The organism is Citrobacter sp. JUb117 (genome assembly GCF_024809055.1).
GTDB classification, from domain to species: Bacteria; Pseudomonadota; Gammaproteobacteria; order Enterobacterales; family Enterobacteriaceae; genus Citrobacter; species Citrobacter gillenii.
The window spans coordinates 719,588-735,793 of the sequence record NZ_JANUFB010000001.1 but is presented as its reverse complement, the minus strand read 5'-3'; the positions used below and the strand labels follow the sequence as shown (position 1 = coordinate 735,793).

14 protein-coding genes are annotated in these 16,206 nt (G+C 53.0%); 5 read left to right on the top strand and 9 right to left on the bottom strand.

Features of this window, described 5'->3' with window-relative positions:
• Window positions 1-29: 29 nt before the first annotated feature.
• The gene (gene potD / locus M2374_RS03560; protein ID WP_181689134.1) at window positions 30-1,076 is read left to right on the top strand and encodes a spermidine/putrescine ABC transporter substrate-binding protein PotD; all 1,047 of its coding nucleotides are present in this window, start codon (window positions 30-32) and stop codon (window positions 1,074-1,076) included.
• A gap of 103 nt (window positions 1,077-1,179) precedes the next feature.
• Here potD and cobB read toward each other — a convergent pair whose 3' ends face one another.
• The 5 genes from cobB to lolC are packed head-to-tail and all read right to left on the bottom strand — an operon-like array spanning window position 1,180 to window position 6,084.
• Window positions 1,180-2,001 (bottom strand): Sir2 family NAD+-dependent deacetylase, encoded by an 822-nt coding sequence (gene cobB / locus M2374_RS03555; RefSeq protein ID WP_181219562.1) that lies wholly within the window; start codon window positions 1,999-2,001, stop codon window positions 1,180-1,182.
• A gap of 15 nt (window positions 2,002-2,016) precedes the next feature.
• Entirely contained in the window at window positions 2,017-2,928 is a 912-nt protein-coding gene (nagK, locus tag M2374_RS03550) for an N-acetylglucosamine kinase (RefSeq protein WP_096757410.1), read from the bottom strand.
• Between the two features lie 18 nt (window positions 2,929-2,946).
• Complete coding sequence (gene lolE, locus M2374_RS03545) at window positions 2,947-4,191, bottom strand: lipoprotein-releasing ABC transporter permease subunit LolE (protein WP_181688243.1); 1,245 nt, start codon at window positions 4,189-4,191, stop codon at window positions 2,947-2,949.
• Window positions 4,191-4,892: a lipoprotein-releasing ABC transporter ATP-binding protein LolD gene (lolD, locus tag M2374_RS03540; protein WP_115258741.1), complete on the bottom strand. Its 702-nt coding sequence runs from the start codon at window positions 4,890-4,892 to the stop codon at window positions 4,191-4,193. The genes lolE and lolD overlap by 1 nt, the downstream gene beginning before the upstream one ends.
• Window positions 4,885-6,084, bottom strand: a complete 1,200-nt coding sequence (lolC, locus tag M2374_RS03535; RefSeq protein ID WP_153879773.1) for a lipoprotein-releasing ABC transporter permease subunit LolC — start codon at window positions 6,082-6,084, stop codon at window positions 4,885-4,887. Before lolC ends, lolD begins: the two co-directional genes overlap by 8 nt.
• A 261-nt stretch (window positions 6,085-6,345) precedes the next feature.
• On the opposite strand from lolC, the gene M2374_RS03530 reads away from it, so the two are divergent.
• The 3 genes from M2374_RS03530 to M2374_RS03520 all read left to right on the top strand — a co-directional run bounded on the left by M2374_RS03530 (window position 6,346) and on the right by M2374_RS03520 (window position 12,092).
• Entirely contained in the window at window positions 6,346-7,410 is a 1,065-nt protein-coding gene (locus M2374_RS03530; RefSeq protein WP_181688244.1) for an acyltransferase family protein, read from the top strand.
• 117 nt (window positions 7,411-7,527) lie between these two features.
• On the top strand, window positions 7,528-10,974 hold the full coding sequence (mfd, locus tag M2374_RS03525) for a transcription-repair coupling factor (protein ID WP_115258743.1): 3,447 nt from the start codon (window positions 7,528-7,530) through the stop codon (window positions 10,972-10,974).
• Between the two features lie 152 nt (window positions 10,975-11,126).
• Window positions 11,127-12,092: a L,D-transpeptidase family protein gene (locus tag M2374_RS03520; protein ID WP_096757415.1), complete on the top strand. Its 966-nt coding sequence runs from the start codon at window positions 11,127-11,129 to the stop codon at window positions 12,090-12,092.
• An 87-nt stretch (window positions 12,093-12,179) separates the two neighbouring features.
• Here M2374_RS03520 and bhsA read toward each other — a convergent pair whose 3' ends face one another.
• Window positions 12,180-12,437, bottom strand: coding sequence for a multiple stress resistance protein BhsA (gene bhsA / locus M2374_RS03515; RefSeq protein WP_096759426.1), 258 nt, complete (start codon window positions 12,435-12,437; stop codon window positions 12,180-12,182).
• 241 nt (window positions 12,438-12,678) lie between these two features.
• On the opposite strand from bhsA, the gene comR reads away from it, so the two are divergent.
• Entirely contained in the window at window positions 12,679-13,332 is a 654-nt protein-coding gene (comR, locus tag M2374_RS03510) for a TetR family copper-responsive transcriptional repressor ComR (RefSeq protein WP_153879771.1), read from the top strand.
• Between the two features lie 80 nt (window positions 13,333-13,412).
• On the opposite strand, the gene M2374_RS03505 is transcribed toward comR, so the two are convergent.
• The 3 genes from M2374_RS03505 to ycfP all read right to left on the bottom strand — a co-directional run bounded on the left by M2374_RS03505 (window position 13,413) and on the right by ycfP (window position 16,206).
• Entirely contained in the window at window positions 13,413-13,952 is a 540-nt protein-coding gene (locus tag M2374_RS03505; protein WP_096757417.1) for a glycine zipper 2TM domain-containing protein, read from the bottom strand.
• A 168-nt stretch (window positions 13,953-14,120) separates the two neighbouring features.
• On the bottom strand, window positions 14,121-15,425 hold the full coding sequence (gene ndh, locus M2374_RS03500; protein ID WP_117341953.1) for an NADH-quinone dehydrogenase: 1,305 nt from the start codon (window positions 15,423-15,425) through the stop codon (window positions 14,121-14,123).
• Between the two features lie 238 nt (window positions 15,426-15,663).
• Window positions 15,664-16,206 carry an alpha/beta hydrolase YcfP gene (ycfP, locus tag M2374_RS03495; RefSeq protein WP_096757419.1) on the bottom strand — a complete coding sequence of 181 codons (543 nt, stop codon included), beginning with the start codon at window positions 16,204-16,206 and terminating at the stop codon, window positions 15,664-15,666.

Below are 16,206 nucleotides of genomic sequence, written 5' to 3'. Positions count from 1 at the left end.
CGGGTATGTTATTCAGGGGACGTTAAATGATGAAACAATGGTCACGCCACCTGCTCGCCGCGGGTGCTCTGGCACTGGGTATGAACACCGCCACAGCCTCCGACAACAACACGCTCTATTTCTACAACTGGACCGAATACGTTCCGCCAGGACTGCTGGAGCAGTTCACGAAAGAGACCGGTATTAAGGTTATCTATTCGACCTACGAGTCGAACGAAACCATGTATGCCAAACTCAAAACGTATAAAGACGGCGCCTACGATCTGGTGGTTCCCTCCACCTACTACGTGGATAAAATGCGCAAAGAAGGCATGATCCAGAAGATTGATAAGACCAAGCTCACCAACTTCAACAATCTCGATCCGGACATGCTTAACAAGCCGTTTGACCCAAATAACGACTACTCCATTCCGTATATCTGGGGAGCAACGGCTATTGGCGTCAACAGCGATGTCATTGATCCGAAAACCGTGACCAGCTGGGCCGATCTGTGGAAACCGGAATACAAAGGCAGCCTGCTGTTAACCGATGATGCGCGTGAAGTGTTCCAGGTAGCGCTGCGCAAGCTGGGCTACTCCGGTAACACCACCGACCCGAAAGAGATTGAAGCCGCGTATAACGAGCTGAAGACACTGATGCCTAACGTCGCGGCGTTTAACTCAGACAACCCGGCAAACCCGTATATGGAAGGTGAAGTCAACCTCGGTATGGTGTGGAACGGCTCAGCATTCGTCGCGCGTCAGGCAGGCACGCCGCTGGAAGTCGTGTGGCCGAAAGAAGGCGGCATTTTCTGGATGGACAGTCTGTCTATTCCGGCGAACGCCAAAAACAAAGAAGGTGCGCTGAAGCTGATTAACTTCCTGCTGCGCCCGGATGTCGCAAAAGAAGTGGCCGAAACCATCGGTTACCCAACGCCAAACCTGGCGGCACGTAAACTGCTCAGCCCGGAAGTGGCCAATGATAAAACGCTCTATCCTGATGCTGATACCATCAACAAAGGCGAATGGCAGAACGACGTCGGCTCAGCTAGCACAATTTATGAAGAGTACTATCAGAAGCTGAAAGCAGGACGCTAATTGCCGTCCCGTAGGCCGGATAAGACGCGCCAGCGTCGCCATCCGGCGAATCATTGCCCGATGGCGCTTCGCTTATCGGGCCTACGCCATCCGGCAAAAAAAATCACAGCCCTTTCAATAACTTCTCAACAAACTCAGGCACCACCTGGCTTGCCGGACCGTAATACTTTTCTTCGAACTCGCTGCCTACCTGGCTCGGCTCAAGGTTAAGTTCCACCGTATGCGCCCCGTGCAGGCGCGCTTCGTGTACAAATCCGGCCGCCGGATAAACATGCCCGGACGTACCGATCGCGATGAACACATCCGCCATCGCCAGCGCCATATAGATTTCATCCATCCCCAAGGGCATTTCGCCAAACCACACAACGTGCGGGCGCAACGGTGCCGGAAACTGGCAGCAATGGCACTTATCTTCCGGGGTCACATCTCCTGTCCAGTCCAGGATCTGTCCGCTTTGCGAACAGCGCACTTTGAGCAGTTCACCGTGCATATGGATGACGTTCTGGTTACCGGCGCGCTCATGCAGGTTATCGATATTCTGCGTCACCAGCAAAAAGCGGTCGCCCAGCTCTGCTTCAAGTTTTGCCAGCGCAATGTGCGCCGCGTTGGGTTGGATTTCAGGCTGTTGTAGCTGAAGACGACGTGCGTTATAAAACGACTGCACAAGTCCGGGGTTACGCGAAAATCCTTCCGGAGTCGCCACGTCTTCCACCCGATGTTCTTCCCAGAGACCATCCGCAGCGCGGAAGGTACGAATACCCGATTCGGCGGAGATCCCCGCCCCCGTCAGGACTAATACTCTTGGTTTTTCCATCAATTCAGGCACCACTCTGTCTCTGAAAAAGATCCGTTGACGCAGGCGATCGCGCATATGGCGTTTATTTTTACGAAAACGGCTTAACCGATGACCCCGACGCGACAGCATAACAACCTCTTTGTATTAATCGGTAAGATGTAGGAAAGCAGCTCCACGCATTCCACCCGCATCACCATGGCGTGCCCGTTCAATACGCGGCACGCGGGCAACCGGCAATAAATGGCGTGGCAAACGGTCTGCCAGTTGCGCCGTTATCGCGGTAAAATTCGACAAACCACCGCCAATGACCACTAAATCCGGATCAACGATAGTCAGAATATTCCCCAGACACACCGCCAGCAAATCGAGATAGCGTTCGACGTGGGCAAGCGCCTGTTCATCACCCTGCTCCCAGAGCGCGATAATTTCACGGGCGTCCAGCGGTTGATGGGTGTAATGCTGATACAGCCAGGCAAATCCGCCACCGGAAAGGTAGCTCTCGATGCAGCCTAACTGACCGCATCCACAGCGACGCAGCGGGAAGTCAAATCCCATTAGCGTTAACGCATCTACCGGCAGGCGTATGTGACCAAACTCACCGGTAATATAGCTGCGTCCGGTGATGGATTTGCCGTTCAGCACCAGGCCGCCGCCAACCCCCGTGCCGAGGATTAACCCCATCACTAACGGGTACTGGGTGAATTCATCATCCCAGGCTTCGGAGAGGGCAAAACAGTTAGCATCGTTGTCCAGACGCACATCGCGGTCCAGCCGCGCGCTGAGGTCGGTACGCAGCGGTTTTCCACTGGCAGCAGGAACGTTAGCGGCATACAACGTACCGTCTTCGGTTTCTGGCATACCGGGAATACCAATTCCCACTGAACCTTTAACGCCAAATCGCTGGTCGGCCTCCGTCACCAGGTCGCACACCGCATCGAGGAAAGCATCATAGCTATCGCGCGGCGTAGGAACACGTTTTTCCCATTGCAAACGACGTTGATTATCGAAGACGCCTAACGCAATTTTTGTCCCGCCAATATCAAACCCGTAGTACATCACCGCTCCTTTTTATTGTTACTGGCCGCTTAGCACTCTCGCAGGATCAATATTACTGGCGCGACGCGCCGGATACCAACTCGCCAACAGACTCAGCAATAATGCTGTAACCAGCACGTAAATAACGTCCAGCCAGTGTAATTCCGATGGCAAGAAGTCAATAAAATAGATATCACCGGACAGGAACTGATGGCCAATAACCGCCTCAATACCGTTAATAATCGGCGTCAGTTGCAGCGAAACGACGATGCCAATCACGACGCCAATCAGGCTACCAAACAGTCCTGCCAGCAAGCCATACCAGACAAAAATGGCACGGATCAGCCCGTCTTTCGCGCCCAATGTTCTTAATACCGCAATATCGCCGCTCTTGTCTTTTACCGCCATCACTAACGTCGAAACAATATTAAAACAGGCGACACCAATCACCAGCACCATCGCCAGGTACATAATGGCGCGGATCATCTGAATATCACGATACATATAGCCGTAAGTACCAATCCAGCTTTTAATGTAAACGTAATTATTGGTCACTTCACCGGCATCTCTGACCAGCTTATTTGCATTGAAGACGTCGTTAACCTTCAGCGCAATACCCGACACGCTGGACCCCATATCCAGATACTGCTGCGCATCTTCCATTGGGATCATTGCAAAGCTGTGGTCAAGCTGACCGCTCAACTGCAAAATACCGATGACGTGTAACCGTACGCGCTTGGGTTGCATCAGCTTGTGATCGGCACTGGCGTTAGGGATCATGATTGACACCCAGTCACCCTGCTTCACCTTCAGCGCATCAGCAATCCCTTTCCCTATGATTATCTGCTGCTCACCGGCTTTGAAATTATCCCAGGCATGGTTCTGTACAAACGTAGGCAGCGCACTCAAACGTTGTTCCTGTTTGGGATCGACACCTTTCACCTGCACCGCGCGTAAATTTGCGCCACTTTCCACCAGCCCGGTAAAGTTGATATAGGGCGCCGCAGCGGCAATGCCCGGCACTTTCTGTACTTTATCCAGCGCTTCCTGCCAGTTGTTCCAGGGCTGGTTAACCGCTTCAATCTCGCCGTGCGGGACAACGGCCAGAATGCGGTTGTTCAACTCGCGCTCAAATCCGTTCATCGCGCTCAAACCGACAATCAAGACCGCCACACCCAACGCGATACCGATGGTAGAAATCACAGAGATCAGCGAGACCATGCCCCCACGCCGCCGACCACGGCTAAAGCGTAAGCCAATCAATAACGATAAAGGCGCTGCCATTACTCAGCTCCCATCAGGCTCAGTTCGGCCGTCAGGCGACCATCGCGCATTTCAAGCTGGCGGCTCATGCGCTTCGCCAACTGCAGATCGTGGGTCACCACCAAAAATGCCGTCCCCTGAGAGCGATTCAGCTCACCCAGAAGCTCGAAAATACTGTCAGCGTTGCGCGCATCAAGGTTACCGGTGGGTTCATCCGCCAGCACCAGACGTGGGTTATTGACCAGCGCACGGGCAATCGCCACGCGCTGGCGCTCACCGCCCGACAGCTCAGACGGGCGATGGCTGGCACGATGATCCAACCCTACCGCTTTCAGCATATTTCGTGCACGCTCGGTAATTTCAGCCGGTTTTTTCTTGCCTATAAGTAGCGGCATCGCCACGTTTTCCAGCGCGGTAAAGTCCGGCAGCAGATGGTGAAACTGGTAAATAAAGCCGAGCTTTTGATTACGCAGTTCCGCTTTTGCCGTCGAAGAGAGTTTACTCATCGGCTGTCCGCTAAAAATAACGTCGCCCGACGTTGGCGTATCCAGTCCGCCCAGCAGATGCAGCAACGTACTCTTACCGGATCCAGAGCTGCCGACAATCGCCACCGTTTCACCCTCGCCAACGCTAAAGCTGACATCGTGCAGCACATCAGTTTGCACGGTGCCTTCCTGATAGCGTTTGCACAGGTTGTCGCATTGCAACAGGATCTTATTCATAACGTAAAGCCTCAGCGGGTTGAGTGGCGGCGGCGCGCCAGGAAGGATAAAGCGTAGACAGCAGCGCAATGGCCATGGCCACCAGCGCAATGACGACAACCTGTAACGGCTCAATGGCAACCGGCAGCGCAGCGCCATCCAGTAATGCCCCAATGATCGGCATCAGGTTGTTCAGTTGGCTGGCAAGTAATGCCCCCAACGCGGCACCCAGTAGCGCGCCAATAATCCCGGCGCTGGCCCCCTGCACCATAAACACCATCATGATTTGCCGCGGCGTAAGTCCCTGGGTTTGTAAAATCGCCACTTCGCCTTGCTTCTCCATGACCATCAGGCCCAACGAGGTAATAATGTTAAACGCCGCGACCGCCACGATCAGGCTCAACAGCAGCCCCATCATGTTTTTTTCCATCCGCACAGCCTGGAATAATTCCCCTTTGCGCTCACGCCAGTCCTGCCATTTGGTGCCTTGCGGCAGCGTTTGCTGGCTCAACGTGTCGACCTTCAGCGGTTCATTCAGCCACAAACGCCAGCCGGTAATATTGCCCGCCGGGTAGCGCATCAGGCGTGACGCATCCTGAATATTGGTCAACATCTGATAGCCATCGACTTCACTGTTGGCGGCAAAGGTGCCAATTACCGTAAACAGACGCTGGCTTGGCAGACGTCCCATCGGCGTGAACTGGCTGGCTGACGGCACCATAACGCGGATTTGATCGCCACGACTCACGCCCAACTGACCGGCAAGCTGCTCGCCAAGGATGACATTATACTTACCCGGCTCGAGATCGGTTTGCTTCACATTGACCAAATACGGCGTAAGCGGATCTTTTTGCGTCGGGTCGATGCCCAGCATCACGCCAACCGCTACGCTGCGCGCGCTTTGCAGAACCACATCACCGGTTGTCAGCGGGGCAATACGATTGACACCGCTCAGCTTCACCGCGTTTTCCGGCAGCTGTTGCGGGTTCAGAGAACCCTGCTCTGACGAGAGAATGGCCTGAGGCATCAGGCCAAGAATATTATTTTGCAGCTCACGCTCGAAACCGTTCATCACCGACAATACCGTGACCAGCGCCATTACCCCAAGAGTAATGCCAATGGTGGAAAGCCAGGAAACAAAACGACCGAAGCGATCTGCTGCACGCCCACGCATATAACGCAGGCCGATGAATAGAGCGACAGGTTGATACATGAAATCCGTCTGGTTGCTGTTAGCAAAGTCACGAGTATATAAGCGAAAGCGGAATGGGTAAATGACTGAACCGTAAGTGTTCGTCAGCATTATTCTGAAAAGCATAAACAAATCAATTCGCTAAAGTGAACCACCTGCTCATCAGGCCTAATACCTGATCTTTATCTGAAAAAACAAAAATGCAGACGGTTACGCATTACAGCGACGCCTGCCATCCGCAGGATAGCAGGTCATGTTTAACACTACGGATACGTCGACGTAATGATAAAAAAAGAGCTATGGATTAACCAAATCAAAGGGTTATGTATTTGCCTGGTGGTCATTTACCATTCTGTGATTACCTTTTACCCCCATCTCACCAGTTTTCAGCATCCGCTGTCAGAACTGCTGACCAAGTGCTGGATTTACCTCAATCTTTACCTGGCTCCGTTTCGCATGCCGGTGTTTTTCTTTATTTCGGGATATCTGATCCGTCGATACATCGATGGCGTGGGCTGGACGACCTGCGTAGATAAACGGATCTGGAATATTGCCTGGGTACTGCTGCTGTGGGGAATGGTGCAATGGCTGGCACTCACCATGCTCAATCACTGGCTGGCACCAGAGCGCGATCTGAGCCAGGCCGCCAACGCCGCGTATGCCGGTTCCGTCGGCGACTTTTCCTGGGGCATGCTGACCGCCAGCACCAGTTTATGGTATCTGTATGCGCTGATCGTCTACTTCATTCTGTGCAAACTTTTCAGCCGCTGGGCGCTGCCGCTGCTGGCTCTGTTCGTATTGCTCAGTGTGGCGGTCAATTTTTTTCCGACGCCGTGGTGGGGAATGAATAGCGTGATACGTAATCTGGCGTATTACAGTCTCGGGGCATGGTTTGGCAGCACGCTGATGGCAGGGATTAAAGAGGTTCCGCTGCGCCGCCACCCGATCCTGTTCTCGTTGACGATGATTCTGGCGGTCATCGCATGGCTGGCCAACGTTTCGCTGCTGCTTTCATTGGTTTCCATTGTGTTGATCATGAAGCTGTTTTATCAGTTCGAGCAACGCTTCGGTATGCGTGCGGCCAGCCCATTAAGCGTGATCGGCTCTAACACAATCGCCATCTACACAACCCACCGAATTTTGGTCGAACTGTTCAGCTTAACGCTGATTCCCGTCATCAATCATGCTAAATGGTCTGCGCATGCAGAACTGGCCCTGCTGCTGATTTATCCGTTTGTCTGTTTGCTGCTGTGTACTTTGTTTGGCCTGCTGGTACGCAAAATTTCACAAAAAACCGTTGCCGACCTGCTGTTTTCCCCACCCTCTTTATCGGCCGCCTCGCGCTAACCTTAACGCGCTTTTTGCCCCCATCAGGGGGCGAATCAATTTGCTTATGAGAAACGTTTGCGGATAATACGAACATTGCTTATCAGACGTATATCTAAACGAGATCCTGACAACCTAATGCCTGAACAACATCGTTACACGCTCCCGGCGAAAGCTGGCGATCAGCGCCAGTTAGGTGAACTTACCGGTGCCGCCTGTGCCACGCTGGTGGCAGACATTGCCGAACACCACGCCGGCCCCGTGGTACTCATCGCACCTGACATGCAAAATGCCCTGCGCCTGCATGACGAAATTCGCCAGTTTACTGACCAGATGGTGATGAACCTCGCGGACTGGGAAACGCTCCCGTACGACAGTTTTTCACCGCATCAGGAAATCATCTCCTCGCGGCTCTCCACACTATATCAACTGCCGTCCATGCAGCGCGGCGTGCTGATCGTACCGGTCAACACGCTGATGCAACGCGTGTGTCCGCACAGCTATCTGCACGGTCACGCGCTGGTGATGAAAAAAGGTCAGCGTTTATCGCGTGACGCGCTGCGTGAACAGCTGGAAAGTGCCGGTTATCGCCACGTTGATCAAGTTATGGAACACGGTGAATATGCCACGCGCGGTGCACTGCTAGATCTATTCCCGATGGGCAGCGAGTTTCCCTATCGTCTTGATTTTTTTGATGATGAAATTGACAGCTTGCGTCTGTTTGATACCGATACCCAGCGCACGCTGGAAGAAGTCGACGCCATTAATCTGCTGCCCGCGCACGAATTCCCCACCGATAAAACGGCTATCGAACTGTTTCGCAGCCAGTGGCGCGACACCTTTGAGGTAAAACGCGACGCGGAACATATTTATCAGCAGGTCAGTAAAGGTACGCTTCCTGCCGGGATCGAATACTGGCAGCCGCTGTTTTTCAGCGAGCCGTTGCCGCCGTTATTCAGCTACTTCCCGGCCAATACGCTGCTGGTGAATACCGGCGATCTAGAAACCAGCGCCGAGCGCTTTCAGGCCGACACGCTGTCGCGCTTTGAGAATCGGGGCGTTGACCCGATGCGTCCACTTCTGCCGCCGGAATCACTGTGGCTGCGGGTGGATGAGCTGTTCTCTGAACTTAAACGCTGGCCCCGCGTTCAGCTGAAAACCGAGAGCCTGCCGAAAAAAGCGGCGAATACCAACCTCGGGTTCCAGAAGCTGCCAGACCTGGCCGTCCAGGCGCAGCAAAAAGCGCCGTTGGACGCATTACGTAAGTTCCTTGAAGCCTTTACCGGTCCGGTGATTTTCTCGGTAGAAAGTGAAGGCCGTCGCGAAGCTCTCGGTGAACTGCTCGCCCGTATCAAGATTGCGCCGAAGCGCATTTTGCGCCTCGATGAAGCGGTCGATGCAGGTCGTTATCTGATGATTGGCTCGGCGGAACACGGGTTTATTGATAGCAAACGTAATCTGGCGCTGATCTGCGAAAGCGATCTCCTCGGCGAGCGCGTGGCGCGCCGTCGTCAGGATTCGCGTCGCACCATCAACCCCGATACCTTAATCCGCAACCTGGCGGAGTTGCACCCCGGTCAGCCGGTGGTGCATCTGGAGCACGGCGTGGGGCGCTACGCCGGCATGACCACATTAGAAGCAGGCGGTATCACCGCTGAATACCTGATGCTCACCTACGCCAACGACGCCAAACTGTACGTACCGGTGTCGTCATTACATTTAATCAGTCGTTACGCCGGTGGCGCAGAAGAAAATGCGCCACTGCATAAACTCGGCGGCGACGCCTGGTCGCGGGCGCGGCAGAAAGCCGCCGAAAAAGTGCGCGATGTGGCCGCAGAGCTGCTGGATATCTACGCCCAGCGTGCGGCGAAAGAAGGCTTTGCCTTTAAGCATGACCGCGAACAGTATCAGCTGTTTTGCGACAGCTTCCCGTTTGAAACCACGCCCGATCAGGCGCAGGCCATTAACGCGGTACTCAGCGATATGTGCCAGCCGCTGGCGATGGACCGTCTGGTCTGCGGCGACGTTGGCTTCGGTAAAACCGAAGTAGCGATGCGCGCCGCCTTCCTCGCCGTCGAGAACCACAAACAGGTCGCCGTACTGGTACCGACCACCCTGCTTGCTCAGCAGCACTTCGACAACTTCCGTGACCGCTTTGCCAACTGGCCGGTACGCATTGAGATGTTGTCGCGTTTTCGTAGCGCCAAAGAGCAAGCGCAGATCCTGGAGCAGGTCGCTGAAGGTAAAATCGATATTCTTATCGGTACCCACAAACTGCTACAAAGCGATGTGAAGCTAAAAGATTTAGGTCTGCTGATCGTCGATGAAGAGCACCGCTTCGGCGTGCGGCATAAAGAGCGAATCAAAGCGATGCGCGCTGACGTGGATATTCTGACGCTAACCGCAACGCCGATCCCTCGCACGCTGAATATGGCGATGAGCGGTATGCGCGATCTGTCGATCATTGCCACGCCGCCCGCCCGCCGTCTGGCGGTCAAAACCTTTGTACGCGAGTATGACAATCTGGTGGTACGCGAAGCCATTCTGCGTGAAGTGCTGCGTGGTGGTCAGGTCTATTATCTGTTCAACGACGTTGAGAACATCCAGAAAACTGCCGACAGGCTGGCAGAACTGGTGCCGGAAGCGCGTATTGCCATCGGGCATGGACAGATGCGCGAGCGCGAGCTGGAACGCGTGATGAACGATTTCCACCACCAGCGATTTAACGTATTGGTGTGTACCACCATTATTGAAACCGGGATCGACATTCCGACTGCCAACACGATTATCATCGAACGTGCGGACCACTTCGGTCTGGCGCAGCTGCATCAGCTACGTGGTCGCGTGGGACGCTCGCATCACCAGGCCTACGCCTGGCTGCTGACACCGCACCCGAAAGCCATGACCACCGACGCACAAAAACGCCTCGAAGCCATTGCCTCACTGGAAGATTTGGGTGCAGGTTTTGCGCTGGCGACCCACGACCTCGAGATTCGCGGGGCAGGCGAACTGCTGGGTGAAGACCAGAGCGGCTCAATGGAAACCATCGGTTTCTCGCTGTATATGGAGCTGCTGGAGAACGCGGTGGATGCGCTCAAAGAAGGGCGTGAACCGTCGCTGGAAGATCTCACCAGTCAACAAACCGAAGTGGAACTGCGCATGCCGTCGCTGTTGCCGGATGATTTCATTCCCGATGTGAACACGCGACTGTCATTCTATAAACGCATTGCCAGTGCAAAGGGTGAAAATGAACTGGAAGAGATCAAGGTCGAGCTAATCGACCGCTTTGGCCTGCTGCCCGATCCTGCCCGCACGCTGCTGGATATTGCCCGTCTGCGCCAGCAGGCGCAAAAGCTGGGAATCAGAAAGCTCGAGGGTAATGAAAAAGGCGGTACCATTGAATTTGCAGAGAAAAACCACGTCAACCCAGTGTGGCTGATCGGTTTGCTGCAAAAACAACCACAGCACTTCCGCCTGGACGGTCCCACGCGCCTGAAGTTTATTCAGGACCTTGCTGACCGTAAAACGCGTATGGAGTGGGTGCGTCAGTTTATGCGCCAACTGGAAGAAAACGCCGTAGCATAGCCATCAGGCCGGGTGCAGTTCACCATACTCACCCGGCCGGTTGAATTTACAAACTCTTTGCACTTCCCTGCACTTCCCGACACTGCAAACCGCCATAATTCCTGTTTACTTTTACATGATAAAAACCACGTAAAAACAATGGACTTATGGCAATGTTAAACAATAAGCAATTCTCTCGCTGGCTGACGTATTTTACGCTTGCCGCGTCTCTTGCGCTGGCGCTTCCGGCCCAGGCGAACACCTGGCCGCTGCCTCCGCCAGGAAGCAGACTGGTGGGTGAAAATACCGTACATGTTGTCGAAGATAACGGCGGTTCACTGGAAGCCATTGCGAAAAAGTACAATGTGGGTTTTTTAGCGCTGCTACAGGCTAACCCTGGCGTCGACCCTTTCGTGCCAAGAGCCGGTAGCGTATTAACCATTCCGCTGCAAACCCTGCTACCGGATGCCCCGCGCGAAGGGATTGTGATTAATCTTGCTGAGTTGCGTCTGTACTATTATCACCCAGGTAAAAATTCGGTGACCGTGTATCCGATTGGTATTGGTCAACTGGGCGGAGATACCCTGACTCCCACCATGGTAACCAGTATCTCTGATAAACGTGCCAACCCGACCTGGACCCCAACGGCCAATATCCGCGCCCGTTACAAAGCCAATGGTATCGACCTGCCTGCCGTCGTCCCTGCGGGTCCGGAAAACCCGATGGGCCATCATGCCATCCGCCTGGCGGCTTACGGTGGAGTCTATTTACTTCACGGTACCAACGCTGATTTTGGTATCGGTATGCGCGTCAGCTCTGGCTGTATTCGCCTGCGCGACGGTGATATTGAAACCTTATTCCGTCAGGTTACGCCAGGTACCAAGGTCAATATTATCAACACGCCAATCAAAGCCTCTGTTGAACCCAACGGCGTGCGCCTCGTAGAAGTGCATCAGCCGCTGTCGGAAAATATTGATGACGATCCGCAGGTGCTGCCGATCGTACTGAACGCGTCGATGAAGACGTTTAAGAATGCAGCACAAACGGATGCCTCCGTCATGGAACACGCTATGGAACTGCGTTCCGGGATGCCGGTAGACGTAACGCGTCATCACGACGTCAGTCAGCAGTCACTGTAAACAGTTGCCCATAAAAAACCCCCGCTGGATGTTATTCCGCGGGGGTTTTTTTAGTTAACTCGCAGTGGCATTGCGATGGGTTAAAACTTATTTGTAGATTACCGCTGTACCATGAAGAGTGTTAGGACCGGTCACAGAGGTAATACGGAACGATTTCGCCCCCATTTCATCTGCTTTCTGCGCCAGTTGATCTTCCAGAGAACCTAAGTTAGTCCCCGCATTCGCAGAGATAATCCCTACCTTCTGTTGGCCTTCAGGCGTGGCCTGAACTTCTACAGCGGCAAAGCTGGCAAATGAAAGTGAGCTCAGAACCGTAGCAAGCAGCAGCGTTTTTACGTTTTTCATAATAGTGACCTTATGCAGATGAATGTCTGTCGAAAAGATTAACTTAACGATCGATAGGGAAATCATAGATGTGATCCAGGTCACACGTCAATGTTTTTTATAACGATCGTTATATAAAATGCAAAGGTCTTATTTTTCATATCAATAGAAACAAATTATTTTTATCGTGAATACACTGGAGAGTGTGGGCAAATATTTTTATAATGATTGTTCAATAAACCCAACCAGGTACGACGGCACCATGACAACTGAAACGACAGGTTGTGCAAAAAAAAGCCGTGGCCGACCAAAAGTGTTCGACAGGGAAGCCGCGCTTGATAAGGCCATGACACTCTTCTGGCAGCACGGATATGAAGCGACCTCGCTCGCCGATCTCGTGGAAGCAACCGGTGCCAAAGCGCCCACGCTGTACGCGGAATTCACCAATAAGGAAGGGTTATTTCGTGCCGTGCTGGACCGCTACATCACCTGCTTCGCTGCAAAGCACGAAGCCCAACTCTTTTGCGAAGAAAAAAGCCTCACCTGTGCGCTGGAAGACTACTTCACGGCAATCGCCACCTGCTTCACTAGCAAAGACACCCCGGCAGGATGTTTTATGATTAATACCTCCGCAACGCTTGCCGCCTCTTCCCGCGATATTGCGCACACGGTGAAATCCCGCCATGCCATGCAGGAGCAAACGCTGACCCAGTTTCTTCGCCAGCGCCAGCAACATGGCGAAATTCCGGCACACTGCGATCCGCAGAAACTGGCCGAATTTCTGAACTGTATTTTACAAGGTATGTCGATCAGCGCCCGCGAAGGGGCAACTTTTGAGAAACTGATGCAGATATCCCGGACCACGCTGCGTCTGTGGCCTGAACTGCTGAAAGAAGAAACCGCGCCTCTGGCCTGAACTCCGCATTAACCATCTGATAAAAAAAGCCCCCATCCTGAGCGAATGGGGGGCTAATTAATGCACAGAGCAAGACTATTTTACGCGTTGTTATTCAGCACCAACTGGCCGTTGTTATCCAGTGGGATTTGCGAGCCAGGGTCTTTATCCATGCGGATTTTGCCCTGCTGATCGCCAATTTTGTAGGTCACGTCGTAACCCAGCATTTTTTCCGATTTGTCATACACTGTTTTACAGCGCTGCTGCGTACTGGTGTAGGTATCGTTTTCCTGCATCGAACCCTGGATCTGGTTACCGGCATAACCGCCACCTAATGCCCCTGCAACGGTGGCAATATCTTTACCGCGTCCGCCACCAAACTGATGACCGATAACCCCACCCGCAACAGCACCCAGCACTGAACCCGCAATACGATTTTCATCCTGCACCGGCTTACGGTGGGTAACTGTCACGTTACGGCATTCCTGACGCGGCGTTTTTACCGTTTCTTTAATCGGGGTCGCAGAGACAACATGTGCATATTGTGGGCCACGCTCAAACACGTTAAGACTGGCCACCGCTGCCACACCCAGCGCAGCAGCTACGCCAATCCCTATACCCGCCAACATTGATTTATTCACGGGACTTCCTCCTTTTTTGCTATTAGCAACAACTTTGCAACAGGAGATGAAAAATGCCAATCAGATTACGGATGAAAATAGCGGAACAAGGAAGCAAAGCAGCAGGATTCAGAGAACTCTTAAGGAAGGGGCCGGATGAACAGCGTCATCCGGCATCACACATCGATATTAGTGCAGTTTCAGGCGCGGGCGAATTACACGGTTGATGCTACCCACCAGCATCATCAGGCCGGTTTTGAAATAACCGTGCAGCGCAATCTGGTGCATACGGTACAGCGAAATGTAGACAAAGCGAGCAATACGCCCTTCCACCATCATCGAACCGCGCGTCAGGTTGCCCATCAGGCTACCAACGGTAGAGAAGTTAGACAGTGAAACCAGCGAGCCGTGATCTTTATACTGATACGCCTTCAGCGGCTTGCCGTTCATCTGCGCCAGAATGTTGCTCATTGCGCACGATGCCATCTGGTGTGCAGCCTGGGCCCGCGGCGGGACAAAGCCCCCTTCCGGACGTGCGCAGGAGGCACAGTCACCAATCGCGTACACGTCAGGGTCGCGCGACGTCTGCAGAGTCGGTTCAACCACCAGCTGATTAATTCGGTTCGTTTCCAGACCGCCAATATCCTTCATAAAGTCTGGCGCTTTGATACCTGCCGCCCAGACCATCAGATCGGCTTCAATATACTCGCCGTCTTTGGTGTGCAGACCGCCTTCATCAGCGCTGGTCACCATCGTCTGCGTCAGCACACGCACGCCCAGCTTGGTCAGCTCATTATGAGCCGCGCTGGAAATACGTGGCGGCAACGCAGGCAGAATACGCTCACCGGCTTCCACCAGCGTCACGTTCAGCGCTTCGTTGGTTAACCCTTTGTAGCCGTAGCTGTGCAGCTGTTTCACCGCATTATGCAGTTCAGCCGACAGCTCAACGCCCGTCGCACCACCACCGACAATAGCGATATTCACTTTGCCGTTAGCGCCCAAATTCGCCGAATATTTCAGGAACAGGTTCAGCATTTCCTGATGGAAACGGCGAGCCTGATGCGGGTTATCAAGGAAGATGCAATGATCTTTGACGCCCGGCGTGTTGAAATCATTGGAGGTACTACCCAACGCCATTACCAGCGTGTCATACGCCACTTTGCGCTCAGGAACCAGCAGTTCACCTTTCTCATCGCGCAGCTCAGCGATAGTAATAGTCTTCGCTTCACGATCGATATCCATAACCGAACCCAGCTGGAATTCAAAGCCGTGGTTACGGGCATGCGCCAGATAGCTCAGTGCATCAACACCCTCATCCAGCGATCCGGTTGCCACTTCGTGCAGCAACGGTTTCCATAGATGGCTGTGATTTCTGTCTACCAGCGTGATTTTGGCCTTCTTCTTGCGCCCCAGCTTTTTACCGAGCTGCGTCGCCATTTCCAGTCCGCCAGCACCGCCGCCGACAATCACGATCCTTTTCAATGGTGTAGTCAACGTGACCCCCTTAAATTTTATTAACCAATTGTTAATTAAACGTTATAGGCATAGCCTTTAATTAACAACACGTTACGATAATGAAAATGTCCTTCGAGACTGAGAATAACACGAACGGTGCATTGGTCATACCAAATTTGATGTGCATCAAGTTTTGATGCTGAAAAGATAGACAACTGGAATTTTAAAGATAAAAAAACCAGCCCGCAGGCTGGCTTTGTTAAACGTGGGTGAGTGACTAACCTAACGTCTTAAAGGCTTTGATTCGCTGCAAATGTGGGGAGATATTTTTAAATTTATGGGTCTGATCTTCGTCCCATACAATTTCATAGTAGTGATGCAGCTCTTCGGAAGCACGCTGGCTGTTCAGCGCTTCATCATGCCGTGACAGAATGACCAGACACCGGTCGCGATTCTTCTCACGGAAATTGGTCACACATTTTGTGGCGATGTCAGCGTACTCTTCCGGCCTGTCGATTTTTCCTTCCATGTTCTCATTCGGGAACAAGTTAGGGTTAAACACCACCTGGCGAATATCACACAGAAAACCAATCCTTTCTGCCCAGTAGCCGCCCAGACCCACACCGCAAATCAGCGGTCGGTCGTCGACATTAAGCTGCAACATTTTATCTACTTCTTTCAGCAGATGCTGCATATCATGTTTAGGATGCCGTGTACTGTAGCTAATCAGCCTGACATCCGGGTCAATAAACTGTAATTGCAACACTTTCTCGTGGTTGCCCGGACTGTTAGAGTCAAAACCGTGTAAATAGATAATCAT